The organism is Flavobacterium sp. GNP008, assembly GCF_056428965.1.
Window position 1 is genome coordinate 406,673 of sequence record NZ_JBWJVL010000002.1, and the last position, 25,304, is coordinate 431,976.

The window sequence follows — 25,304 nt, forward strand, 5'->3', positions numbered from 1 at the left end:
TAAAAAAAAAGGAACTCGTTTTTGGAGTTCCTTTTGATCATTTATTTAAAAATTGGATTAATTAATCCTCATCCTCGTCGTCATCTTCTGAAAAGTCTTTTTCCTCAGCATCCTCGTCCTCGTCATCGTCTCCTAAATCAGAATCGGGTTTATCAATGGCATCATCCTCTTCGTCATCATCCATATCGTCGTCTAAATCCAGACCTTTGATAGGTTCAACAACTTCATCAATGATTATTTCATCATCCTCATCATAATTTTCAATTCTATCAGCCAGTTTTGTACTCACTTTCACTAAATAAATAGTATCCTCAGTTCGTACTTCAACAGCTTCAACCAATTCATTTTTAGCGTTTCTAAAACTAATAATGTTTGAATCATCATACCCATCTGGAAATTTATCCACTAACAGGTTTAAAATTTCATTGGTAAGTTTTGCGTAATCAACAATTACTCTTTTCATAAATATGCTATAAATCTAATAAATAAGCGAAAATTAAAGGTGCTACAATAGTAGCATCTGACTCAATAATAAACTTGGGTGTTTTAATGTCTAATTTTCCCCAAGTAATTTTTTCATTTGGAACTGCTCCTGAATAAGATCCGTAACTAGTTGTTGAGTCTGAAATTTGACAGAAATAACTCCAAAAAGGAATATCATGCATTTCCATGTCCTGATACAACATTGGGACCACACATATTGGAAAATCGCCTGCAATACCTCCTCCAATTTGAAAGAAACCTACGCCATTAGTACTGTTTTTTGGATACCAATCGGATAAGAAAACCATATACTCAATACCCGATTTCATTGTTGAAGCTTTCAGTTCTCCTTTGATTACATAGGAAGCGAATATATTTCCCATAGTACTGTCTTCCCAACCCGGTACAATAATAGGTAAATTTTTCTCAGCAGCTGCATACATCCAGCTGTCTTTTAAATCAATTTCATAATATTCTTCTAGGACGCCAGAAAGTAGCATCTTGTACATAAATTCATGTGGAAAATAGCGCTCCCCTTTGTCATCTGCATCTTTCCATATTTTGTAGATGTGCTTTTGCAAACGACGGAATGCTTCGTGCTCCGGTATACAAGTATCGGTAACGCGATTTAAACCTCTCTCTAATAAATCCCATTCGTCCTGAGGTGTCAAATCACGATAATTTGGTACTCTTTCATAATGAGAATGAGCTACTAAATTCATGATGTCTTCTTCTAGATTTGCACCAGTACAAGAAATAATATGAACTTTGTCCTGACGAATTATTTCGGAAAAAATCTTTCCAATCTCTGCTGTACTCATTGCACCAGCCATGCTCACCATCATTTTTGCACCATTGGCTAATTGTTGTTCGTAAGCCTTAGCTGCGTCAACTAAAGATGCAGAATTAAAATGCAAATAATGCTTTTCAATAAACTGACTGATTGGTCCTTTGCTCATTTTTGTTTTAATTTAAAGATCTAAAAAACATTAATTTAAAAATCATATTTCAAATTTAACGAATTTTTAAATTGACTTATTTAATAATTGTGAATTTATTTTTTCTTGTCGTAACCTAATATTTTCAACACGTCTTCAGAGGTTTGTTGTTCTGAGAAAACCTCAGTAGCTAAAATACCGTTCTCATCTCTGTCAATCAGTATGTGTTTAGGTTGTGGAATCAAACAATGGTGTAAACCGCCATACCCACCAATGGTTTCCTGATAGGCTCCCGTATTGAAAAATCCAATATATAAGGGCTTTTCTTTGTTGTACTTTGGTAAGTAAATCGCATTCATGTTCTGCTCTGAATTGTAATAATCATCGCTGTCACAAGTCATTCCGCCTAATAAAACCCGCTCGTATGTATCATTCCAGCGATTAATCGCTAACATGATAAAACGTTTGTTAATTGCCCAAGTATCCGGTAAAGTAGTGATAAAAGAGGAATCGATCATATTCCATTTCTCTCTGTCATTTTGTTGTTTTTGATACAAAATCTGGTAAATAGCGCCGCCACTTTCTCCTACTGTATACGAACCAAATTCAGTAAAAATATTCGGTACAGCAACTTCGGCTTCATCACAGGCAATTTTTATTTGATTGATAATTTCGTCAATCATATATTGATAATCGTACTCAAAAGCTAATGAGTTTTTTATCGGGAAACCACCACCTATATTTAACCCATCTAGAGTAGGACATTCTTTTTTTAATGCTACATATACTTTGATACATTTTACCAATTCGTTCCAATAGTATGCATTATCATTGATTCCAGTATTGATAAAAAAATGCAACATTTTAAGTTCCAATTTCTTATTTTCTTTAATCTCCTTTTTGTAAAACGGAACAATGTTTTTGTAACCGATTCCCAATCTTGACGTATAAAACTCAAATTTTGGTTCTTCTTCTGCAGCGATTCTAATTCCTATCTTGAACTTGTTTTTAATCTGACCTTGAAGTAAATCGAGCTCTTCATAATTATCAATAATTGGAATCGTATTTTTATGACCATTATTAATAAGTCGTGCTATATTCTCGATATATTGGTCTCTCTTAAAACCATTACAGATTACATAAGTACTTTTATTAATTTTACCATTGGCTAATAAATTTTCTACAATATTAATATCAAAGGCAGATGAAGTTTCGATATGAATGTTATTTTTGAACGCTTCATTCATAATGTATTCAAAATGAGAACTTTTAGTGCAATAACAATAAAAATATTTTGCCTCATATTTATTTTTTTCCATCGACTTACGAAACCAACTTTTGGCTTTATTGATGTTGTTGGAAATTTGCGGTAAATAAGTAAATTTTAATGGGGTGCCATATTTTTCTACCAGTTTCATCAAATCGATATTGTGAAACTGAAGATTGTCTTTGTTTAAAGTAAATTCTTCTTGCGGGAAGTAGTACGTTTGATTTATTAAATCAGAATATTTTGTGTTCATTAGGTTTTAGTATTATAGATTAGAATAGGGTAAATAAAATAATCTAAAATTCAAACCCGGATATTTGCATAAATGATCTGAAGCTTTTCGTAGTCCGCCTTCATGTATTGGAAAACGTCAAAACTAAAGTTGCCTTTAATAGAATAAAAACGTTTCAATATTCTTAAAAAAGACATATTGTTACTGGTTTTTTTAGAGCTATAAATTCGTTTGTTTTGACTTTTTTTCATCGATACAAATGTAAAAAATATTATATACGGAATGCAATCCTTTTTATAAAAAAAGAATTAAGATTTATAATCTTGAAACGCTTCAAGAATTAATTCATTTTCAACTGATTGATTGATTTTTATTTTTCCGATACCATCTATTAAAGCAAACTGAATAGTCCCGTACTCATTTTTCTTGTCATGAATAAGTAATTCTAGTATGGGTTCAATATCATTTTTGTTAAAAATAATATCTTCATAAATAGACTTTATACTTGATTTTATTTGAAAATATTCGTCTTTAGTGATGAGTTTTTTATTCCAAGAAATATAACTTTCTAATATCATCCCAACAGCAATTGCTTCTCCATGCAATAAAGTAGTTTTATTTTTATTCTCCAGAAAATAACTTTCAATAGCATGACCCAATGTATGACCGAAATTTAATGCTTTTCGGATGTTTTTTTCAGTTGGATCCTGTAGCACAATTTCATTTTTTATTTCAACTGAACGGTAAATTAATGCATCAAAATCTGCAAAATCTATAACTTTCAAATCTAAAAATTGCTCCCAATATTTTTTATCATATATCAAACCGTGTTTCAACATTTCGGCAAGACCGGAACGCATTTCTTTTTGGGCCAGCGTTTCTAGATATTGTGTATCGATAAGAACCATTTTAGGCACATTGATAACACCTATCTGATTTTTTAAATTTCCTAAATCTATGCCGTTTTTTCCACCTACAGAAGCATCGACCATCGAAAGTAGCGTAGTTGGAACGTGAATAAAATCAACTCCGCGTTTGAAGGTCGAGGCTACGAAACCACCTAAATCAGTAACAACGCCACCTCCCAGATTGATTATAAGACTTTTTCTGTCAGCTCCAAGTTCCGTGAGTACATTCCAGATTTGAATGCAGGTTTCAATATTTTTATTTTCTTCACCGGCATCAAATTCAATAATTTCAATTGTTAAGTCTGTTTCCAGATAAGGAAGGAAATTAGGCAAGCAAAACTCGTTTGTAATATTATCTAAAATAATAAATAGGTTTGAATATTTATTTTCTTTTAAATGAAGGTTTAACGCTTCGTATGCTTTTTCGTTGAAATGTATTGGGTAACTGTTGGCTTGAATTGACTGCATCGTTGTTGATTAATTGGAACCGCAAAATAAGGTAATTTTTGCTAAATAATATTCAAAACTCTGTCTATATTTGTACAAAAATTTAACAAATAATGAAAAAAATATTCAATAATACACAAGTTGCCTTTTCATTAAAAAGTGATACCGAACTCGATAGAGCTTATTTTCTTTTCAAAATGATTGCTAATCAGCCTCTAGTTCGTATTGGAACTGCAGTTACTAATTTTGCTTTGAAAGCTAATCTACCTGTTGAAGGTTTGATTCGTGCTACAGTTTTTGACCATTTTTGTGGCGGAGTAAATGAAGTGGATTGTCTTTCTGTAGTTGATAAAATGTATACCAAGGGTGTTTCATCCGTTTTGGATTATTCTGTAGAAGGTAAAGAGGAAGAAGAACAGTTTGATGCTGCGCTTGAAATGACTTTAAAAACCATAGACTTTGCCAAAAAACGTCAAGCGATTCCTTTTGCTGTTTTTAAACCAACCGGTTTTGGTCGTTTTGAATTGTATGAAAAAATAGGAGAAAAACAAGTGTTAACTCCAGAAGAACAAGCAGAATGGAATAGGGTAGTGGCCCGTTTTGATTTGGTTTGTAAAGATGCTCATTCAAAAAATGTTGCACTGCTGATTGATGGTGAAGAAAGTTGGATGCAAGATGCAGCGGATGATTTAGTGACCGAAATGATGCGTAAATATAATACAGAAAAAGCGATTGTTTTCAATACGTTGCAAATGTATCGTTGGGATCGTTTGGATTACTTGAAAAAATTACACGAAGAAGCCAAAAAAGATGGATTCTTCATCGGAATGAAATTGGTTCGTGGTGCTTATATGGAAAAAGAAATTGCACGTGCCGAAGAAAAAGGATATCCATCGCCAATGTGCGTTTCAAAAGAAGCAACTGATGAAAATTATGATGCTGCAGTTCGCTACATGATTGAGCACTTAGATAAGATGTCAATTTTTGCAGGAACCCACAATGAGTTAAGTACATATACTTTAATGGAATTGATGCAAGAAAAAGGAATTAAAACGAACGATGATAGAATTTGGTTTGGTCAATTGTATGGAATGAGCGATAATATCAGTTACAATCTGGCTGCTCATGGATACAATGTTGCTAAATACTTGCCTTTTGGTCCTGTAAAAGATGTTATGCCGTACTTGATTCGTCGTGCTGAAGAAAATACTTCAGTTGCCGGACAAACCAGTCGCGAATTAGAAATGATAAAAGCGGAACGCAACAGAAGAAAAGGGAAATAGAAATCAGTGTTTGGTTTCTGGTATTCAGTTGCATTTAAATCTATAAAAAAACTCCATTCAGCATACAGAATGGAGTTTTTTTATGTCAAAATTAGTACTGAAATTTAAGAGTTGCTAAACTGCAGATTACTTAAATTTTTATAAATTCCGTTTTCCAATGCTATTAATTCCTGATGTGTTCCTTGTTCTGTGATTTTTCCTTTATCCAGAACCAAAATTTGATCAGCACTGCGAATGGTTGAAAGACGGTGCGCTATAATAATGCTGGTTCTTCCTTGCATCAATATTTCTAAAGCTTCCTGAACCAGTTTTTCACTTTCGCTGTCTAATGATGACGTAGCTTCATCTAGAATCAAAATACTTGGATTTTTCAATAATGCTCTGGCAATGGCAATACGTTGTCTTTGTCCTCCGGAAAGTTTAATTCCTCTTTCACCCACGATCGTTTCAAATTTTTCAGGAAAACTTTCGATGAAATTATAGGCATTGGCTTGTTTTGAAGCGGTAACAATTTCTTCTTCGGTAGCATTTGGTTTTCCATAAGCAATATTTTCTCTGATGGTTCCTCCAAATAATATGACATCCTGAGGTACAATACTCATGTTTCCGCGAAGGTTTTCTAAATCAAAATCATAAATATTTTTCCCATCTACCAATATTTCTCCTTCATCAATATTATAAAAGCGTAATAAAAGGGAAGCAATAGTCGATTTTCCGGTTCCACTTGGACCTACAATAGCTATTTTTTGTCCAAAATTAGCAGTAAAACTGACGTCTTTCAAAACTTTTATTTCTTTTCTCGAATGATAACTGAAGGCTACATTCTTGAACGTAACGTTTCCTTTTATTTTCTGATTTTCAGCAATATCTTGAACTGAATTAATTTTTTCAGGAGTTTCATCCAATAATTCAAAAACTCTTTCTGTTGCGCCAATCGCTTTTTGGATTTGAGCATAAAGTTCTGCAATACCACCAAAAGAAGCGCCAACGAATGTGGAATACAATACAAACGAAATCAATTGGCCAACACTCATTTCCCCGCTGATACTCAATCGAACACCAAACCAAACAACTGCTACAATGGCTCCAAAAAGACAAAAAATAATAAATGAGGCAAAATAACCTCGGTATTTCCCCCCTTTGATGGCGATTTTAACGACTTCCTTTATTTTTCCGTCATAACGGGCAATTTCGTACCATTCATTGGCGAAAGCCTTAACAATACTAATGCCTTGCATGGTTTCTTCAACAATCACTTGACTTTCAGCAACTTTATCTTGAACATTTTTTGAGTATTTCCTAATGAATCGTCCAAAAATAACTGCGGCCACTGCAACAAGCGGAACTACGGATAACATCAATAAAGTCAATTTAATACTTTCATTCGCCAATAAAAGAACACCACCAATAATTAAAATGAATTGCCTTAAAAATTCAGCTATTGTGGATGTTAGGGTGTCTTGAATTTGGGTTATATCAGAACTGATTCGGCTGTTTAATTCGCCAACACGCTTTTGCGAGAAGAAAGACATGGGGAGTTTTACCAAATTGCTGTAAAGCGATAATCGAAGATTAGCTAAGGTATTTTCTGTAAAATTTACAAATAAATACAATCTAAAAAATGAAAAAATAGATTGAAGAAATAAGATTACAATTAGTCCTCCAGCAATCATGTTAGCCTGGGAGTTGTCTTTGTTTTTCACACAATCGATAAGCATTCCCATTAATTTTGGAAAAGCCAAAGCGGTTGCTCCAGTAAATAATAAAAAAATTAAACCTACGTAAAATTTCCAACGGTGATTTCCTGCATATTGAAATATTACAATTGCTTTTTGGAGTGAACTTGCAGTAATTTTTGATTTTGGTAAATCGTTTTCTTTGAACCTGGCCATTATCTATTGTTTATGTCGCAAATGTAAGACTATAACGAATCAATACAAAAAAATAGTAGCGTTTCATGTTTAACATAAAGTGCTATTATAGAGCTTAAAAGCAAATAGAGTCAATATTTTATTAATTTTTTTTACTGTTTTGCTTGTAGATACAATTTCTAACTGTATATTTGCACTCGCAATAAGGAAATGAAAATATCTAAATTGTACAAGGGCGATTAGCTCAGCTGGTTCAGAGCACCTCGTTTACACCGAGGGGGTCGGGGGTTCGAACCCCTCATCGCCCACAAAAATTACAAACCTCCAAAGTCATTTGATTTTGGAGGTTTTTTATTAGAAAATCATTTTTTTTCGCGCTTTTTCGTATGCGTTTTATTGTAGTTTCCCTTTTAAATATTAAAATTGTTGCCATAATAAGCACAACCAACTATTGTCAAGTTTAAGAACCTTTTTTCTTTATACACCGTCCTCTAGGCTCATCTGCTTCATGAAGCACAATTTCAGAATGAAGGAACTTTGCGGCTTCTGCTGAATCGTTCACTTTGGTAGCACTACGATCTAACATTTCTGCTTCAAAATCAGTTAATACACTTTCCCTTATTCCAGCTTTTCTCCATTGAGATAAAGGTCTGCATCCTCTTGAAATTCCGCGGGCTAGTGCGAGTGCATCCAACAATGCTTGATTTGCTCCCTGTCCTTTGAAAGGACTCATGGGGTGAGCCGCATCGCCAATTAGAGTTACTTTTGCTGCTTTCGCTAGTAATTCTGAACGGAGTAATTCTCGGTCATAAACGGGATAACCAGAAATTTGAGCTTTTTGGGTTGCCTTTAAAATCTGAGGAATGGGATTGTGCCACTGAGTTCTTCGGCATGCTTCTTCTTTGAGTGCTTGAGGACCTTGAGCACTTAATGCCATAGCTTGTTCTTCTGACATTGGGAAACTCAATTGCCACATTACGGAGTCTGAAGTATAAGGCATGATATAAATCCGCTCATTCCCATTGGCGGTTTGAAATACAGTAGCCGAGTCCAATAAAGGATTATTAAGATCTTCTAGAGCATTTAAAGGGCAAATACCCAATATTACTATACAATCTAGGTACCGTAAAGGGTTGATATCGGCACCAATCAACAACCTTCGCACTGAACTGCGAATACCATCGGCTCCAACTACTAGATCCGCTTTGCTATGCTTGATCTTTCCATTCACTTGAAAGCTTAGATCAACACTGTTGTCCTCACATTCTTTATAATCTAATAACTGATGTCCCCACTGTACAGCATCCCGTCCGCCAAGCTGCTTAAGTAGCGCTAAGCGCAAAGATTGCCTTGCAATATGCACATTTGTACGTCTCTGAGTGGTTTTCGCATCTGACTGCGTCCATTTTCTGACTCCCCATTCCCCAATAACTTTTCCATCTGTAGTATGAACTACATGTCTTGTTGAAATCACCCCTTCTTCCAGCGAGAAAATACCCAATCCTTCGATCGCTTTACTAGCTTGCTGTAGAGTGAGTCCGTAGCCCTGAGACCTGGCTTCGAAATTATTATCGCGCTCATATAAGGTAAAAGGAATTCCACGGTGTAAACACGCCACAGCAAGAGCCACACCTCCAATACCGCCACCAATAATGGCAATGTGTGGATAGTTTGCTGCATCCGCTATAGTAGGACTCAAAGAACGAAACAGCCCAGATCCGGAACATTTCGGGCAGGAGTGAAGGTGACCTTTAGGCGGAACTGGAGCTGTCCCTTCGCCATTCGTCTTTTTAAATTGGTCTAAAGCTTGCTGGTATTTTAGTCGTGCTTTCTTGGTTAGTCCTCGACTTTTCTTGCCTCTTCCTTGACATTCTACGCACATAGTCCAGCTTACTTCTTCATTTTCTACTTTTTTCACTTCATTATTAAATTAACTAATGCTGGTCCTAATTATTAACTTCTATATACTGTAACGGCATAAACTTACATTTTTCAGGGTTTTACACCTTGTAGCAGTTGCGTAACTTTAGGATAAAATATTTGCAGCACAAAACTACTTTTTCAAATTGAAATAGAAAGGATTTCACAGTGCTATTTTCTTTAAATCCTGCAAAAAAAGGTTTATAAACAGGTTCGGAAGTAAGGATAAGACAAACTTCATTAGAAACAATGGAGTTATTTATTTCTTAGAGTTTGGGAAATATAAGTATTAAAAAAAGCATCATAAAAATTAAAGGTTTCTTAAATTGATTTGAATGCATTTTTACTTATCGTAAATTAGCAATACGATAACCTAAATATGGAAACCATGAAAAGGAAAATCACCTTAGTCGCATTTATACTGGGTTTTGTATTATCGGCGAGCGCTCAAAAGAGAATCGAAATAACTGAATTACCAATAGCAGCAAAGGATTTCCTTCAAAAATATTTTAACCACACCTCTGTTAAGATCGTAAAGAAAGATGCTGAATACGGTGAAAAAGGTTACGAAGTCAAGCTTAAAGATGGTACTGAAGTAGAATTTTGGAAAGACGGTTCCTACCGAGAGGTTGATGGACGGAACAAACTCATTCCAACCACTTTTATTCCCGCATCAGTCATAGATTATGTGGCAAAAAATTACCCGAATGAAAAAATCACACACATTGATTATGGGCATAAAAACCTTCACGTTGATTTAACAAACAATATTGATTTAGAATTTACAAAAGAAGGAAAAATTTTAAAAGGAAAAAAACGAAACTAAAAAAAGGGTTTATAATTAACCATTTTTAAATATATAAAACTCCATTTGAAATAACGAAGTTTTCCATTTCTTAATAGTCTATGATTTAAGCTAATTATTCTAAATCCATCATCAATAGTTCTATTTTATTGAACAATTCACCCACGCCTAACGCCGCCCAAATGATAAAAAGACCCAATAAAATCTTTATTACAAGCGGAATTGAAAAACCTGTTATTTTCTTAAAAATTATATTTGTAGGTGGAAAATAAACGACAGAAAGTAAAATGAGGAAAACTCCAAAACCCAGATCATTTCCCCAAAAAGTATTTATAAGTCCGATTGCCAAAACAACTATTCCAAATAGCCAACTCATTATATTCCAAACATTTGATTTAGTATCCATGATTCTTAAATTATTAATGTTTAAATTTTTTTTCGTTTTTTTAAATTACTTGTTTAATGCTATGTTATAAAAGTACTTTGTATTTCAAAGTTAAATAAAATATTTTCTTTATTTAACTTTTTTAAAAATATTATTTTGTGTTGGTAATATTACATAGTAAAAACAGGATATAGATCATATTACAAGATTTTACAAATAATATTTTTTATTTAAAAAAATACATTTAAGACTATTTTAAATGCCTAACTTTTAAATAGTCTTAAATGTATTTAAATAGTTCTGTTTTAACTTTAAAAACGCGTCATTTATTGGAGGATTTTTTTAATTTTTTTGAAGTGTTATTAATCCAATGTCAAGGCACCTAAAATTTCTTCAGACATGAAAGGTCCTCCAGGATATTTAGCCGTATAATCTAGATTCATCCAGATTTGACCACGCTCATCAACGTGATAATGAAGTTTTTTTTCATCGCTCTCACTGACAAATAATACATTTTTAATCAGAAAATTTACTTTCTCTAAATCGGTTAGAGAGCCTATCAATATTTCGGGATAAATATGTCCCGTGGTATGAATTAATCTGGGTGTTCCACCAATAGACTTGATACTGGCAGCCATTAATATCGAATGATCATCACAATCCCCAGAAAAATAGAGTAGTGATTCCGTAGCTGTAGCAATATAATCACGTGCTTTTGGGTCACTTACATAGTTCCACCGGCTATTTATTTCCTTAAAAACGGCAAAACATTGAATTATGGTTCTGTAATCAGAATACCCTTTTACATCTTTGAAATGTTTAGACGTTGCCATAATAGCAAAATTTCGAATTTTCGGATTTTGATATTCTATGGCATTGATGATTTTTGATTTATTGGGAAAGGGAAGTAATTTTGCAATGATAATGTCTTGAGGATATGGATTATCAGACATAGTATACATTATTGAATTATAATCCTCATAAACGCTGTTAAATCCATAATTTCCAATAGTAGAACCATACACTAAAATCAATAAATATAGAATGATACAAAAGAGAATAATAGTTCTCAAGTATCTAAGGATAATTTGAATTAGAACAATCATTAACAAAAATAAAACTACTCGGTCAATATTTAGAAACCAATTTGGGTTAATTAAATTCTGATGTAAAATAATAAAGAGTGGAATAGCAATTAATATATTCAGAATGAAAATAATAACGTCATCCCAAGGTTTTTTGACCTGAAATCGCTGTTTTATACCCTGAAAATTAATTTCTTTTATTTTTATCATAGTAAAAATAAAAACAGTAATCTAGACTGTTTTTACAATATCCTCAAAAGTACCTTTTTTATCTATAATTTTAAGTTGAAAAAGTTGATTTTGAATTATGTTTAACATTTCTGCTGATAATGTTTTTTGGGACCATTTTGTTAAGGACAACCAATCCTGGATATCTTCAATTTTTTGACAGTAATGGGAAGCCAAAGTTTTGTCAATACTTGGAATGTTTTTAAAATCTCCTGTAGTTTGATTAATGATCGCCAGAATTTTTGAAATAATAGCTGGATTTTTTTCTAAAACCTCCTCACGAACAGCAATTACAAAACAAGGCCATGGAGTAGGACAATCAGCAACTCTACGAAAAATACCTTTGTCTACAAGTGGTTTGGTCATGAAACGCTCCCACATGAAATAATCGGCAGTTCCATTAGTCAAAGCTTCAACAGCGCCATCAATGGTATTTACAATTTCAAACTGAAGATTATCTGTTCTCCAACCTTGATTATCAGCATTGACATACGCCATTAATTGCGAACCTGATCCTAATCTGGAAATAGCCACTTTAGTGTTTTCTAAGTCAGCTAATGTCCTATAATTTGAGTTTGTCGCTACGTGAATCCCCCAAATTAATGGGCTTTCTATATAAACCTGAACTATTTTACTCGGGTTTCCGGCTACGATATCTTTTACGATTCCTTCGGTTAGGAGTACGGCAATATCCGTTTCACCATCACGAAGCATTTGACACATTTTTCCAGTTCCTTCGGGAACGTCAGTCCATTGCAAATCGATGTTTTCTTTTTCAAAATCTCCGTTTTCTATTGACAAATGCCAGGGAAGATTGAAATGTTCCGGAACTCCAGCTATTTTTATTGTTTTCATTATAGGTTAGGATTTTTTAATTCGTACCAATTCCAAGAAACGCCGTCCTCCAAATATTGTTCGGTTATTTCCAGTCCAATTTTTTGTAATATTCTGTTTGATGCGATATTGGCAGTATGCGCTGCGGCTTCCATAATTTGAATATTCATCACATTAAAACCATAATCTAGCCAAGCAAAACTGGCTTCACTTGCATATCCTTTGCCCCAGAATTTTTCGTTTAACCGATATCCAATGTCGTAGAAATGAATTTTGTTATTCACCATTTCGGTGTTGTATTTTAATCCGGCCCAACCAATTAATTCATTTGTTGCTTTCAAAACAACTACAAATCGTCCAATATTATTTTGGATGTATTGTTCTCTAACAAGCCTGATATACGCATGTACTTCGCTAATATCTGTCAATGGTTTGTTCCAAAGATATTGATGTACATTAGGATTGCTGTCCATTTCAAATAATGCTTCGGCATCTGAAACTAGCATTTCTCTTAAAATTAATCGGTCGGTTTCTAAAATAAGATTCATGTTTTACTAAAATTTGATGGTTCCCGATTTAGCCCTGATAGCAGTGAAAATCCTTTTCCTTTTTTCTTTAAAAAGGAAAATATTGCAACGTATAACAGGAAATAGCTCCTGAAATCACACATTAATATCTTTAAAATTATTCAATCTCGCATACCGAATCATGTTAGTGAAGGCTTCCTGATCCAGTTTTGGTATTTCAAGAATAGAATTTAATAAAGTGGTATCATATTCGTTGGCAGCTGTTGTAAAATAAGGGTTTAAATGTTTGCCAATACTTTCATAATACAATTTTTCGATTGTGTTTTTGTATTTGAAGTCTAACGAATTTTGTATTAATGTAAAATTGGTATAACCAACTTCCTTCATAATTAACTGCAATCCATTTACCATATTAAAACTTTTATGATGTACAATATTAAGTTGCTCAATATCGTCTCTTTCAAATGTATTTACAATCACTTTAGCGACATAATCAACAGGGATAATGTTCAAAACAGTGTCTTCATTGACAATAAAACGCACATTTTCTTGTTCTCCTTTTCGTTGAGAAGTAAAGTGAAAAAACTTTGCTAAAAGATAAAAAACCATATATTTAGAAATAAAATACTGATTTTCAATTCCTAACATTTTACCACCAATCACACTAGGACGCAGAATTTGAAAAGGCAAACCTATTTTTTTACATTCTAGTGCTATAAAATTTTCCGAATGAAATTTAGCATTTTCATATGAATTGCGATGCTCGGGTTTGAATCCTAAACTATGAAAATCATTATCAATTAATCCTTTTCGGTTTCCAGAAGAAAAAGCAGTTCCGATGTAGATAAACTTTTTTATAAAAGGATGAAATAGATTAAAAAGTGTCTTTGTGATTTTTGTGTTTTCATCAAAAATTCTTTCCCGTTGTTCTTCATCGGTAGACAAATTTACGAATCCAGCCGAATGGATAAAATAAGCATCTTTTATTTGACTTGAAAAAGTATCTTGAATTACTGCCAAATCAGTATCGATGATTTCAATGTATTCGTGCAATTTTGTGATGCCTTTGTCTTTTATGACTTTAGGCGTATAACTGCTAGATAAAAGTTCGTTTATTCGATCTAAAGCGGAGTTTTTACCTTTATTTCGGGCAATAATAAAGAGTTTCCCATCAATTTTAGTGTTGATAAAAAGCTCCAGAATTTCATACATAATATGAGATCCCAGAACTCCTGTAGCACCTGTAAGTATTATTTTCATTATCGTTTTGTTCTAAAAAACAAATGTAGTTTTAAAAAAATTAAAGAGCACTTTTTTAAAACTACAAATGGGTATGGTTTTCAAAATTATTTTGGTTATCCCAAAGCAATTTTTTCTAATGTATACGCAATCAATTCATCAACGGCTTTGTATGGATCTTCACTGAATGTTCCCGAAGCACGATTGGCAATAATTGCGTTTAATGACAATGCTTGATGTCCTAAAAGCGATGAAAGTCCATAAATTGCTGCCGTTTCCATTTCTAAGTTGGTGATTTGGCTGTCACCAAATTTAAAATTGTCCATTTTAGAATTCAACGCTTCGTCTTGAATATTCAAACGCAACACGCGACCTTGCGGACCATAAAAACCACCGGCAGTTGCGGTAATTCCTTTGTGCATTTTATTGCTTTCTATCATTTTTTCTAATTTTTCAGAACAAGCAATCACGTATGGTTTTCCTTTTCGTAAATCCCAATTGGTGTGTTTTACAAAAGCATCCTCCATTTCAAGATTCGAAACTTCGTCAATTAAATAGGAGCGGAGCATATTGTCTAAGCCTAATCCAAATTTTGACATCACAAAACTATCCACAGGAATATCAGCTTGTAAAGAGCCTGAAGTTCCAATACGGATGATGTTCAATGAAGTCAGTTTTTCTTTTGGCTGACGGGTTTTTAAATCAATATTTACTAAAGCATCCAGTTCATTGATGACAATATCAATGTTGTCAGGACCAATTCCAGTTGACATTACTGTAATTCGCTTGCCTTTGAAAATACCGGTTTGGGTTTTGAATTCTCTTTTTTGAGTTGAAAATTCGATGCTTTCAAAAAAATGCGTGATTTTCTCCACGCGATTTTGATCTCCTACAAAAATAATATCGTGTGCAATATGTTCTGGTTTTAAATTCAAATGGTACACGCTACCGTCTGGATTTAATATTAATTCTGATGATTGTATCATTATTTTTTTGTTTGATGTTTAAGGCTTAAAGTTGCTCAACCAAAGACGAATAGCGAAATACTTTTATCCTCCAACACGTTTTACTTTAAATCCTTTTTCTTTTAAAATAATCATTATTTTATCACGATAATCACCTTGTATGATAATGGAATCATCTTTGAAAGTTCCCCCAACACTCAATTTAGTTTTGATTTCCTTGGCAAGAATTTTAAAATCCTCGTCGGTTCCTTCATAACACTCAATTATAGTAGTCGCTTTTCCTTTTCGTTTTTCGAATTTACAAATCATTGGTTCTTTTTGAACGTATAATTCGTGAGCCACTTCTTCAATTGCTTCTTCAGGAGATGGTTCGTGATCTGGAAAAAGGTTTTTTAATTGGTCTTGTAAGTCCATAACTTTATATATTTTGAACGCAGATAATGCTGATTTAAATTGGTAAAAAACAAAAGACATTAAGCATAAACTTAATGTCTTTTAGTATTTGACGTAAATTAAGTTTATTTTTTAATAAGCCCTAAATCTACTAAACGCTCGTATAAATAAGCTCCCGCAGTAATATCTTCGAATTTTTTTGGATGTTCTGCATCAATACAGTTTTCCAAACAATCCAATTTCATGTCGCTCACCGGATGCATAAAAAACGGAATAGAATAACGGGAAGTACCCCATAATTCTCTTGGTGGGTTTACCACTTGATGAATGGTCGATTTCAATTTGTTATTGGTATGACGCGATAACATATCGCCCACATTAATGACTAATTCATCTGATTCAGCAATAGCATCAATCCATTCTCCATCGTGATTTTGTACTTGCAACCCTTTTCCTTGCGCACCCATCAACAAAGTAATCAAGTTAATATCACCGTGAGCAGCAGCTCTAATAGCGTTTGCTGGCTCAGAGGTAATCGGTGGGTAATGAATAGGTCGTAAGATTGAATTTCCGTCTTTGGCGTACTGATCAAAATAAAATTCATCTAAACCAAGGTGTAAAGCCAAAGCTCTTAAAACATAAACTCCTGTTTTCTCTAGCATTTGGTAGGCTTCTTTACCCACTACATTAAAGCGAGGAAGTTCTTTAACTTCAACATTTTCAGGATACTCTGAAGCATATTTTGAATCTTCGGACACGTATTGTCCAAAGTGCCAAAACTCCTTCAAATCACCTTCTTTTCTGCCTTTGGCATGTTCTGTTCCAAAAGAAACATAACCTCTTTGTCCGCCAATACCAGGGATTTCGTAACTGTGCTTTGTTTCTAAAGGCAAAGCGAAAAAGTTTCTGATTTCACCATACAATTCATCAACCAGTTGGTCGTTTAAAAAATGCCCTTTGAGTGCTACGAAGCCAATATCTTCAAATGCACTTCCGATTTCATTTACAAATTTTTGTTTACGTTTCGGGTCGTCCGAAAGGAAATCACGCAAGTCAACACTAGGAATGTTTTGCATACTTTTAAATATTTTTTAATAACTTGAAGGCCTAAAACCTTGCAGATACAAATGTAAAGAATAATTTTATATCTTAATTTTAAACTTTGGAGTAAAATAAAAATATATAACAAAATATAGCTAAACTGTTATATTTTTTTATCTTTGAACCACATAATAAAACTGAAAAAATGACTTTTGACAGAAAAAATCTTACTGACAATCAATTATTAGATTTATACAAACGGATACTAAAACCAAGGCTTATAGAAGAAAAGATGTTGATTCTTATTCGTCAGGGAAAAGTATCAAAATGGTTCTCTGGAATTGGTCAAGAGGCAATTTCTGTTGGAGTTACGGCAGTTTTAGACTCGGATGAGTATATTTTACCAATGCATCGAAATTTGGGGGTTTTCACAGGAAGAGACATTCCGTTGTACCGCCTTTTTTCGCAATGGCAAGGTAAAGCCAATGGTTTTACTAAAGGTCGTGATCGCAGTTTTCACTTTGGAACACAACAATACAAGATTATAGGTATGATTTCCCATCTGGGGCCTCAATTAGGAGTTGCAGACGGAATCGCTTTGGCAAATAAACTAAAGAAAAACGGAAAAGTTACCGCAGTTTTTACTGGTGAAGGCGCTACAAGTGAAGGCGATTTTCATGAAGCGTTAAACATTGCTGCTGTATGGGAATTACCGGTGCTGTTTGTGATTGAGAATAATGGCTATGGGCTTTCGACACCTACAAATGAACAATACCGTTGTGAAAACCTGGCCGATAAGGGTAAAGGTTACGGAATGGAAAGTCATATTGTTGATGGAAATAATATTCTGGAAGTGTTTAATTTGCTATCTGAATTGAAAACTTCGATGAAAGAAAATCCACGTCCTGTTTTATTGGAATTCAAAACCTTCAGAATGCGTGGGCACGAAGAGGCGAGTGGGACCAAATATGTTCCGCAAGAGTTGATAGACATGTGGGCGATTAAAGATCCTGTAGAAAATTATAGGAAGTATTTGGCAGAAAATGGTATTCTTACAGCTGATTTTGATGCGGCTTTGCATGCTGAAATAAAGAAGGATATTGACGAAAGTCTGGCTATTGCTAATGCCGAACCAGAAATTGAAGCTTCATTAAGTGAAGAGCTAAATGATGTTTACAAATCGTATGTATTTAAACAAGTTAACCCTTCAGAAAAAAAAGAAAATATTCGTTTTATAGATGCTATTTCCGCTAGTTTGAAACAATCGATGGAGCGTCATGAAAACTCAGTAATCATGGGTCAGGATATTGCTGAATATGGCGGGGCTTTTAAAATTACTGATGGTTTTGTAGCACAGTTTGGTAAAGAGCGGGTCATCAATACGCCAATTTGTGAAAGCGCAATAGTTTCGGCAGGAATGGGATTATCGATAAATGGTTATAAAGCGATTGTGGAAATGCAGTTTGCCGATTTTGTTTCGACAGGATTTAATCCAATTGTCAATTTATTAGCCAAATCACATTACCGTTGGTTAGAAAAAGCTGATGTTGTGGTACGAATGCCTTGTGGCGGAGGAACGCAAGCGGGACCTTTTCACTCGCAAACTAATGAAGCTTGGTTTACCAAAACACCAGGTTTAAAAGTAGTTTACCCTGCCTTTCCCTATGATGCCAAAGGATTGTTGAATATGTCCATAAATGACCCGAATCCAGTATTGTTTTTTGAGCACAAACAATTGTATCGGAGTATTTACCAAGATGTTCCTACTGATTATTATACCATTCCACTAGGAAAAGCGGCTTTATTGAAAGAAGGGACTGATGTTACTATTATTTCGTTTGGAGCGGCGGTGCATTGGTCTTTGGATACTTTAACAAAAAATCCTGATATTTCTGCTGATTTGTTGGATTTGAGAACGTTACAGCCTTTGGATACTGAAGCTATTTTTGCTTCGGTAAAAAAAACGGGAAGAGTGATTATTTATCAGGAAGACAGCATGTTTGGAGGTATTGCCAGTGATATTTCGGCAATGATAATGGAAAATTGTTTCAAATATCTTGATGCACCAGTAAAACGAGTGGCAAGTTTAGACACGCCAATTCCGTTTACAAAAGCATTAGAAGATCAATATTTGCCGAAAGGCAGGTTTGAATCGGATCTTAAACAACTTTTAGCGTACTAATAATTGAACATATAATTGGGTTGTTTTTAGTGTTTTGATTCTAAAAATAACCTAATATCCAATAGATAATTATAAATAGTATAATTGTTCCAATACAACCTCCGCCTAATTTTTTGGCTCCGTAACCTGCTAGTAGTGTTTTGAAAAATCCGTTCATGATTTTATGTTTTAATTACATATAAATTTAAACTTTATTTTTATATCGGCAAACTTTATTTTAACTTAACAAAACCAGATGTGACTTATGATCAAGTATTTAAGCTAATTATTGATGATTTAAAATGTGACATGGAATTCAGTAAATTTGATAATTAATTATTTTTATAAGCCAAATAGTTATACGATCTTATTTAAAAGATAAGTTTATAAATATGAAATATTTGTAAATAATTAGTTACTAGAAACTACAGTTTATAATAAGGTACACCATTTAATTAAAAAAGGTAAAGTGTGTAACTTATTGTAAATATTACTAATCCTTAAAATCTTATCGATTGATCAATTTAGCTTTTTCCTTAATTATATCACTGATTTTTCGGTTTTCAATTTTGCTTTCGAGCCAAGAAATAATATCTAAATAAAGGAAAGCCCTTTTCTCATAAGTATTTTTTTCCAATTCAATAAATCGAGCTCTCATTTTTATAAACTCCTTTTTGATATCTGTCGGATAAATAGAGTTTAAGTTTTTCAAAAATCGAATAATTTCTTTTTGCACTTCATGTAAATCATTCATTTTGATGAGGAATTTATAAGTATTTTTCAACTGATTTTCCAGATAATAATCCTTACCTAATTCATAATGAGCAATTAAACACAAAATTCGGGCAAAACACATCAAATCTTCCCGCATCGAAAGATTTTTGTTATTTATAATTTTCTCTAAATAAAAGATACATTCCGCATATTTTTCATTTCCAAAATAAATAGAGGCAAATTTATAATAGAACAACATTTCGTGATGCTCATCAAGATGATCCGTGTGAATTTTTAATTTATTTAATACTTCAGGAATTAAGTATTCACTTTCGGCAAACGTTCCTTCGAGAATATGGTAATTCAATTTATTATTATAAACATACAAGAATGATAACGATGCAATATTATCATTTACAGGAAAACGAGTGTCTTTAATGGTTTCTTCCAGTAATAGTAAATACTTCTTAAATTTTGATTTGTATTTTAACATGAATAAAGATTCTAATAAATAATGGTTTCCTTTTAGGAAAAACACAGGATTCAAATAAATCATACTGGGATTGTCATAAAATAGGGTTACCCATTTTAAAGAATATTTATAGCACGATAGAAAATCTTGGACTAAAAAACTCCTCCAAAGATTGGCGTTGTAAAACCAATATTTTTCTCGGAAACCAAATTTTGTCTCATCAAATTTAGAAATATGTTTTTTGAAATAATCATCAATATAGGTGTATTCCTGGTCACTTTTTACATAACCTGTTTTTAGCATGATCCCATATAACTGTAGGGATAAATTAGACAATTTACTGGAAATAGTATTGCGATAATTTAGTTCTTTAGCTTGAACAACTAATTCATCTGCACGTCCTTGAATACTTCGAGTGATATACTGAGATTCGATTAATTTTTCGAATTCTACAATTTCATAAGCCATCAATTTCTCGTCATTTTCTAAAGCGAGAATCTTTGTTTTATCCAAGATTTTTAAGCTCTGCTTATACAACCCTTTATTATAAAGAATCGCTGCAAAATCAATTTGTTCCCTCAACTGATATCTAATATTCTGGCTCGGAATATTCAATCGAATGCTCACTAAAATTTGTTTGTATAAATACGATTTAAGATTTGATAATTGTACTTTTTTTATGACACCACTTTTTAAAATAAGTTTCTCATCATAGATTTCTGTTTTATCTAAAATATTGAATAATTCGATAAATTTTGTATTGGAACTAGTTTCTAATCGGCTCGCAAAAATCTTAAATTGTCTTTTTTCAGATTTTGAAAGGGATTTAATTAATACAAACAGGAAATCTTTTTGATGGTTAGCCATTGTAAAATATAGTAGCGTAATGTTTTGTAAATCAGTAGTTTATAAACTTTTTAATTACTTTATAAGCAGTATATTTCATTAAATTGAGTTTTAGAATAAAGTAATGAAAGATATTTTTGTTATCAAGATGTGAAATTACATTAAATAAATGAAAATGAATAGAGAGAAAGTTCAAATTTTTGATACCACTTTGCGAGATGGAGAACAAGTCCCGGGATGTAAATTAGATACCAACCAAAAACTAGTTATAGCAAATCGATTAGACGAAATGGGCGTTGACATTATTGAAGCTGGTTTTCCTGTTTCAAGTCCAGGTGATTTTTTATCTGTTTCAGAAATAAGCAAAATTGTCAAAAATGCTATTGTTTGCGGATTGACAAGAGCGGTAAAAAACGATATTGATGTTGCGGCTCAAGCTTTAAAACATGCCAAAAGACCTCGTATTCATACAGGAATTGGTACTTCAGAATCCCATATTATACACAAGCTAAATACAACTAGAGAAGATATTATTGCCCGAGCAAAATATGCAGTTTCACATGCTAAATCCTACGTTGAGGATGTAGAATTTTATGCCGAAGATGCAGGAAGAACTGATAATGAATTTTTGGCGCGAGTCTGTGAGGAAGCAATTAAATCGGGTGCCACTGTGCTTAATATTCCAGATACAACAGGATATTGTTTACCGGAAGAATACGGTGCAAAAATTAAGTATTTAAAAGAAAACGTCAAAGGGATTGATAATGTAATTCTGTCCTGTCATTGTCATAATGATTTGGGAATGGCAACAGCTAATTCAATTGCAGGAGCGGTAAATGGAGCCAGACAAATTGAATGTACCATAAACGGAATAGGAGAGAGAGCTGGAAATACAGCACTGGAAGAGGTGGTAATGATTTTTAAACAACATCCCTATTTGAATTTGGACACTAACATTAATACCCGTCAGCTAAATGAAATGAGCCGATTGGTTTCTGAAAGTATGGGAATGATTGTGCAACCCAATAAAGCAATTGTTGGTGCGAACGCTTTTGCGCACAGCTCTGGGATTCATCAAGATGGGGTGATAAAAAATAGAGCCACTTATGAAATTATGGATCCATTAGAAGTTGGGGTCAATGAATCCTCTATTGTTCTTACAGCCAGAAGTGGAAGAGCAGCATTGGCCTACAGAGCTAAAAAAGTAGGATACGAACTTACAAAAGTTCAATTAGACATTGTTTATGTTGAATTTTTAAGGTTTGCTGATATTAAAAAAGAAGTTTTGGATGATGACATTCATCAAATAATTGAAGCCTGTAAAATGAATAAGGAATTAATCCTTAATTAAAACATTTTGATTTTTACTTAAATCTAAATCCTATTATTATGAACTTAAAAATAGCAGTACTTTCCGGAGATGGCATTGGCCCGGAGGTAATTTTACAAGCAAAAAAAGCATTATATGCAATTGGTGTGGTTTTCGATCATGAATTTGTATTTGAGGACGCGCTTGTTGGCGGGGATGCTATTGAAAAAACAGGAAATCCCTTACCGGAGCAAACACTGAATCTTTGTTTGAATACAGATGCAGTATTGTTTGGAACAGTTGGTGATCCAAAATACGATAGCAACTCTGATCCTAAATTAAGACCATTAAGCGGATTGCTAAAATTGAGACAAGCTTTAGGATTGTATGCAAACATAAGGCCTATCAAACCCTATCATGACTTGTTAGATTTATCTCCTTTAAAAAGAAAAATAATCGAGGATACTGATTTCATTATTTTTAGAGAAATTTCTGGAGGTTCTTATTTTAGTAAAAAAAAGACCAATGAAACAGGAACTTTAGCTTCTGATCTATGTGAGTACTCTGAAGAAGAAATCATTAGAATTGCTCATTTGGCTTTCAGATCTGCACAAAAAAGACGAAAAAAAATCACTCTCGTAGACAAAGCCAGTATTCTTGAAACCTCAAGATTGTGGAGAAAAATTGTGTTAGAAATCGCTGAAATTTATCCAGACGTAGTATTAGAATTTCTTTTAGTTGATGCTGCTGCCATGCAAATTATTATTAATCCAAGACAATTTGATGTCATTCTGACGGAAAATTTATTTGGTGATATTTTATCTGATGAAGCTAGTGTAATTACAGGAGCCATTGGTTTGCTTCCATCGGCATCATTAGGAAATTCGAATGCGCTTTTTAGGCCTATCCACGGCTCTTATCCTGAAGCAAAAAGGAAAAACATCGCTAATCCTATTGCGTCAATAGTATCGGCAGCGATGCTTTTGGAACATTTTGGTCTTTTTATTGAATCTAAAAGAGTATACGAAGCCGTTCAAAAAGCCATTGAATTGAATGTCATTACGGCAGATTTAAATCCCTATTCAAAATTTGGAACAAATGAAGTGGGAGACTTTATCTCAAATTATATTTTAAGCAAAGATGATTTGTATTTCAAAAGTGATAATGTATACATAGGGCAGTCAACAATTGTTTAAAATTTTAATAAAATAATTTACATACAAATACATACATAATGGAATTAAATAAATACAGCAAAACTATAACACAGGATGAAACACAACCTGCAGCGCAAGCCATGTTGTACGGAATTGGTTTAACTGAAGACGATTTAAAAAAAGCACAGGTAGGAATCGTAAGTATGGGTTACGAAGGAAATACGTGTAACATGCACTTAAATGATCTTGCAAAAGAGGTTAAACAAGGTGTTTGGAATGCTGATTTAGTCGGTTTGATTTTTAATACTATTGGTGTCAGTGACGGTATTTCGAATGGAACAGAGGGTATGCGATTTTCATTGGTTTCTCGTGATATAATTGCGGATTCTATTGAGACAGTAATGGGAGCACAATGGTATGATAGTTTAATAGCAATTCCTGGTTGTGATAAAAATATGCCAGGAGCCTTGATTGCTATGGGAAGAGTAAATCGCCCAGCCATTATGGTGTATGGAGGATCAATTCATTCTGGAAAATGGAAGGGAGAATCTTTGAATATTGTGTCGGCTTTTGAAGCATTAGGGAAGAAATTCCAAAATACTATTTCCGATGAAGATTTTAAAGGAGTCATTCAAAATGCATGTCCAGGTGCAGGTGCTTGCGGTGGTATGTACACTGCGAACACAATGTCATCAGCCATTGAAGCTTTAGGAATGAGTTTGCCTTATAGTTCCTCATATCCTGCTTTGAGTAAGGAAAAAAGACAAGAATGTCATGAAGCTGGAAAAGCGATCAGAATACTTTTAGAAAAAGATATTAAGCCAAGAGATATTATGACTCGTAAAGCTTTCGAGAATGCGATTACACTGGTAGCCGTTTTAGGAGGTTCTACAAATGCGGTAATGCACTTAATTGCAATGGCACATTCTGTTGATGTTGAAATTACCTTGGAAGATTTTCAAGCAATAAGTGATAAAACTCCTGTTCTTGCTGATTTGAAACCGAGTGGTAAATATATGATGGAGGATTTACATGATGTTGGAGGTGTTCCAGCGGTGATGAAGTATTTGTTAAAAGAAGGATTCATTCATGGAGACTGTTTAACAGTAACAGGAAAAACAGTTGCCGAAAATTTAGCTTCAGTTCCTGATTTGAATGATGGACAAAAAGTAATTTATGAAATCCAAAAAGCATTAAAACCAACAGGGAATATTCAAATATTGTATGGGAATCTTGCTTCTGAAGGAGCTGTTGCAAAAATAAGCGGAAAAGAAGGGGAATATTTTGAAGGGACTGCTGTTGTTTTTGAAAGCGAATTCGATGTAATTCCGGGTATTCAAGCTGGAATGGTAAAACCAGGAGATGTAGTCGTGATTAGATATTGTGGGCCAAAAGGTGGGCCTGGTATGCCTGAAATGCTAAAGCCTACTTCAGCAATTATTGGAGCCGGATTAGGTAATAGTGTTGCTTTGATTACAGATGGTAGATTCTCGGGAGGTTCACATGGATTTGTGGTAGGGCACATAACACCCGAAGCGTATGATGGAGGTGGTATTGCACTAGTTGAAAATGGTGATTTGATTACTATTGATGCGATAAAAAATACGATAAATCTAAAAATATCTGACACCGAATTTGCCAAAAGAAAAGCTAATTGGGTTCAACCAGCTTTGAAAGCGACAAAAGGAGTCTTATTAAAATATGCCAGATCTGTTTCAAGTGCATCTACAGGATGCGTAACAGATAAATAAAAGCCTAAATGAATATCAAAAATCTGTCACAATTGTATTGAAA

Annotated in this window: 21 protein-coding genes and 1 tRNA gene; 7 read left to right on the forward strand and 15 right to left on the reverse strand. The window is 33.6% G+C overall.

Annotation, left to right across the window (positions count from 1 at the left end; translation table 11 throughout):
- Positions 1–61: 61 nt before the first annotated feature.
- From AC0608_RS08110 to aroB, 4 genes are all read right to left on the reverse strand, one after another.
- Positions 62–463, reverse strand: coding sequence for a DNA primase (locus tag AC0608_RS08110; protein WP_478288721.1), 402 nt, complete (start codon positions 461–463; stop codon positions 62–64).
- Between the two features lie 7 nt (positions 464–470).
- Entirely contained in the window at positions 471–1,442 is a 972-nt protein-coding gene (locus AC0608_RS08115) for a deoxyhypusine synthase family protein (protein ID WP_416850921.1), read from the reverse strand.
- 95 nt (positions 1,443–1,537) lie between these two features.
- Entirely contained in the window at positions 1,538–2,941 is a 1,404-nt protein-coding gene (locus AC0608_RS08120; protein ID WP_417959742.1) for a type III PLP-dependent enzyme domain-containing protein, read from the reverse strand.
- 287 nt (positions 2,942–3,228) lie between these two features.
- Positions 3,229–4,296, reverse strand: coding sequence for a 3-dehydroquinate synthase (gene aroB / locus AC0608_RS08125; protein WP_478288722.1), 1,068 nt, complete (start codon positions 4,294–4,296; stop codon positions 3,229–3,231).
- A gap of 92 nt (positions 4,297–4,388) precedes the next feature.
- Here aroB and AC0608_RS08130 point away from each other — a divergent pair, with 92 nt between their 5' ends.
- On the forward strand, positions 4,389–5,558 hold the full coding sequence (locus tag AC0608_RS08130) for a proline dehydrogenase family protein (RefSeq protein WP_478288723.1): 1,170 nt from the start codon (positions 4,389–4,391) through the stop codon (positions 5,556–5,558).
- A 104-nt stretch (positions 5,559–5,662) separates the two neighbouring features.
- Here AC0608_RS08130 and AC0608_RS08135 read toward each other — a convergent pair whose 3' ends face one another.
- Entirely contained in the window at positions 5,663–7,450 is a 1,788-nt protein-coding gene (locus AC0608_RS08135) for an ABC transporter ATP-binding protein (protein ID WP_478288724.1), read from the reverse strand.
- A 212-nt stretch (positions 7,451–7,662) separates the two neighbouring features.
- Here AC0608_RS08135 and AC0608_RS08140 point away from each other — a divergent pair.
- Positions 7,663–7,737 (forward strand) — tRNA-Val (locus tag AC0608_RS08140).
- A gap of 152 nt (positions 7,738–7,889) precedes the next feature.
- Here AC0608_RS08140 and AC0608_RS08145 read toward each other — a convergent pair.
- On the reverse strand, positions 7,890–9,347 hold the full coding sequence (locus AC0608_RS08145) for an FAD-dependent oxidoreductase (protein ID WP_478288725.1): 1,458 nt from the start codon (positions 9,345–9,347) through the stop codon (positions 7,890–7,892).
- Positions 9,348–9,737: 390 nt separating this feature from the next.
- On the opposite strand from AC0608_RS08145, the gene AC0608_RS08150 reads away from it, so the two are divergent.
- Entirely contained in the window at positions 9,738–10,175 is a 438-nt protein-coding gene (locus AC0608_RS08150) for a PepSY-like domain-containing protein (protein WP_478288726.1), read from the forward strand.
- 94 nt (positions 10,176–10,269) lie between these two features.
- Here AC0608_RS08150 and AC0608_RS08155 read toward each other — a convergent pair whose 3' ends face one another.
- The 8 genes from AC0608_RS08155 to AC0608_RS08190 form a co-directional block, all read right to left on the reverse strand.
- The gene (locus AC0608_RS08155; protein WP_478288727.1) at positions 10,270–10,560 is read right to left on the reverse strand and encodes a hypothetical protein; all 291 of its coding nucleotides are present in this window, start codon (positions 10,558–10,560) and stop codon (positions 10,270–10,272) included.
- A 341-nt stretch (positions 10,561–10,901) separates the two neighbouring features.
- Complete coding sequence (locus AC0608_RS08160; RefSeq protein ID WP_478288728.1) at positions 10,902–11,834, reverse strand: transglutaminase; 933 nt, start codon at positions 11,832–11,834, stop codon at positions 10,902–10,904.
- Between the two features lie 21 nt (positions 11,835–11,855).
- Positions 11,856–12,707 carry a substrate-binding domain-containing protein gene (locus AC0608_RS08165; RefSeq protein ID WP_478288729.1) on the reverse strand — a complete coding sequence of 284 codons (852 nt, stop codon included), beginning with the start codon at positions 12,705–12,707 and terminating at the stop codon, positions 11,856–11,858.
- Entirely contained in the window at positions 12,707–13,234 is a 528-nt protein-coding gene (locus AC0608_RS08170; protein ID WP_478288730.1) for a GNAT family N-acetyltransferase, read from the reverse strand. Before AC0608_RS08170 ends, AC0608_RS08165 begins: the two co-directional genes overlap by 1 nt.
- A 114-nt stretch (positions 13,235–13,348) precedes the next feature.
- Complete coding sequence (locus tag AC0608_RS08175) at positions 13,349–14,473, reverse strand: SDR family oxidoreductase (protein WP_478288731.1); 1,125 nt, start codon at positions 14,471–14,473, stop codon at positions 13,349–13,351.
- 95 nt (positions 14,474–14,568) lie between these two features.
- Positions 14,569–15,438 (reverse strand): nucleoside phosphorylase, encoded by an 870-nt coding sequence (locus tag AC0608_RS08180; protein ID WP_417959995.1) that lies wholly within the window; start codon positions 15,436–15,438, stop codon positions 14,569–14,571.
- 63 nt (positions 15,439–15,501) lie between these two features.
- Positions 15,502–15,831, reverse strand: coding sequence for a translation initiation factor (locus AC0608_RS08185; protein WP_478288732.1), 330 nt, complete (start codon positions 15,829–15,831; stop codon positions 15,502–15,504).
- A 104-nt stretch (positions 15,832–15,935) separates the two neighbouring features.
- On the reverse strand, positions 15,936–16,886 hold the full coding sequence (locus tag AC0608_RS08190) for an isopenicillin N synthase family dioxygenase (protein WP_417959997.1): 951 nt from the start codon (positions 16,884–16,886) through the stop codon (positions 15,936–15,938).
- 170 nt (positions 16,887–17,056) lie between these two features.
- On the opposite strand from AC0608_RS08190, the gene AC0608_RS08195 reads away from it, so the two are divergent.
- On the forward strand, positions 17,057–19,033 hold the full coding sequence (locus AC0608_RS08195) for an alpha-ketoacid dehydrogenase subunit alpha/beta (RefSeq protein WP_478288733.1): 1,977 nt from the start codon (positions 17,057–17,059) through the stop codon (positions 19,031–19,033).
- A 487-nt stretch (positions 19,034–19,520) separates the two neighbouring features.
- On the opposite strand, the gene AC0608_RS08200 is transcribed toward AC0608_RS08195, so the two are convergent.
- Positions 19,521–21,065, reverse strand: coding sequence for a hypothetical protein (locus AC0608_RS08200; protein WP_478288734.1), 1,545 nt, complete (start codon positions 21,063–21,065; stop codon positions 19,521–19,523).
- A gap of 154 nt (positions 21,066–21,219) precedes the next feature.
- Between AC0608_RS08200 and AC0608_RS08205 the strand changes: the two genes are divergently transcribed.
- The 3 genes from AC0608_RS08205 to ilvD are packed head-to-tail and all read left to right on the forward strand — an operon-like array spanning position 21,220 to position 25,261.
- Positions 21,220–22,395, forward strand: coding sequence for a 2-isopropylmalate synthase (locus AC0608_RS08205; protein WP_478288735.1), 1,176 nt, complete (start codon positions 21,220–21,222; stop codon positions 22,393–22,395).
- Positions 22,396–22,433: 38 nt separating this feature from the next.
- The gene (gene leuB / locus AC0608_RS08210; protein ID WP_478288736.1) at positions 22,434–23,549 is read left to right on the forward strand and encodes a 3-isopropylmalate dehydrogenase; all 1,116 of its coding nucleotides are present in this window, start codon (positions 22,434–22,436) and stop codon (positions 23,547–23,549) included.
- Between the two features lie 38 nt (positions 23,550–23,587).
- Entirely contained in the window at positions 23,588–25,261 is a 1,674-nt protein-coding gene (gene ilvD, locus AC0608_RS08215; protein WP_417960002.1) for a dihydroxy-acid dehydratase, read from the forward strand.
- Positions 25,262–25,304: the final 43 nt, after the last annotated feature.

What these genes read in the sequence shown, in the direction of transcription:
- AC0608_RS08110 (WP_478288721.1), bottom strand. Translation starts at nt 463, where the DNA reads ATGAAAAGAGTAATTGTTGATTACGCAAAACTTACCAATGAAATTTTA.
- AC0608_RS08115 (WP_416850921.1), bottom strand. Translation starts at nt 1,442, where the DNA reads ATGAGCAAAGGACCAATCAGTCAGTTTATTGAAAAGCATTATTTGCAT.
- AC0608_RS08120 (WP_417959742.1), bottom strand. Translation starts at nt 2,941, where the DNA reads ATGAACACAAAATATTCTGATTTAATAAATCAAACGTACTACTTCCCG.
- aroB (WP_478288722.1), bottom strand. Translation starts at nt 4,296, where the DNA reads ATGCAGTCAATTCAAGCCAACAGTTACCCAATACATTTCAACGAAAAA.
- AC0608_RS08130 (WP_478288723.1), top strand. Translation starts at nt 4,389, where the DNA reads ATGAAAAAAATATTCAATAATACACAAGTTGCCTTTTCATTAAAAAGT.
- AC0608_RS08135 (WP_478288724.1), bottom strand. Translation starts at nt 7,450, where the DNA reads ATGGCCAGGTTCAAAGAAAACGATTTACCAAAATCAAAAATTACTGCA.
- AC0608_RS08150 (WP_478288726.1), top strand. Translation starts at nt 9,738, where the DNA reads ATGAAAAGGAAAATCACCTTAGTCGCATTTATACTGGGTTTTGTATTA.
- AC0608_RS08155 (WP_478288727.1), bottom strand. Translation starts at nt 10,560, where the DNA reads ATGGATACTAAATCAAATGTTTGGAATATAATGAGTTGGCTATTTGGA.
- AC0608_RS08160 (WP_478288728.1), bottom strand. Translation starts at nt 11,834, where the DNA reads ATGATAAAAATAAAAGAAATTAATTTTCAGGGTATAAAACAGCGATTT.
- AC0608_RS08165 (WP_478288729.1), bottom strand. Translation starts at nt 12,707, where the DNA reads ATGAAAACAATAAAAATAGCTGGAGTTCCGGAACATTTCAATCTTCCC.
- AC0608_RS08170 (WP_478288730.1), bottom strand. Translation starts at nt 13,234, where the DNA reads ATGAATCTTATTTTAGAAACCGACCGATTAATTTTAAGAGAAATGCTA.
- AC0608_RS08175 (WP_478288731.1), bottom strand. Translation starts at nt 14,473, where the DNA reads ATGAAAATAATACTTACAGGTGCTACAGGAGTTCTGGGATCTCATATT.
- AC0608_RS08180 (WP_417959995.1), bottom strand. Translation starts at nt 15,438, where the DNA reads ATGATACAATCATCAGAATTAATATTAAATCCAGACGGTAGCGTGTAC.
- AC0608_RS08185 (WP_478288732.1), bottom strand. Translation starts at nt 15,831, where the DNA reads ATGGACTTACAAGACCAATTAAAAAACCTTTTTCCAGATCACGAACCA.
- AC0608_RS08190 (WP_417959997.1), bottom strand. Translation starts at nt 16,886, where the DNA reads ATGCAAAACATTCCTAGTGTTGACTTGCGTGATTTCCTTTCGGACGAC.
- AC0608_RS08195 (WP_478288733.1), top strand. Translation starts at nt 17,057, where the DNA reads ATGACTTTTGACAGAAAAAATCTTACTGACAATCAATTATTAGATTTA.
- AC0608_RS08200 (WP_478288734.1), bottom strand. Translation starts at nt 21,065, where the DNA reads ATGGCTAACCATCAAAAAGATTTCCTGTTTGTATTAATTAAATCCCTT.
- AC0608_RS08205 (WP_478288735.1), top strand. Translation starts at nt 21,220, where the DNA reads ATGAATAGAGAGAAAGTTCAAATTTTTGATACCACTTTGCGAGATGGA.
- leuB (WP_478288736.1), top strand. Translation starts at nt 22,434, where the DNA reads ATGAACTTAAAAATAGCAGTACTTTCCGGAGATGGCATTGGCCCGGAG.
- ilvD (WP_417960002.1), top strand. Translation starts at nt 23,588, where the DNA reads ATGGAATTAAATAAATACAGCAAAACTATAACACAGGATGAAACACAA.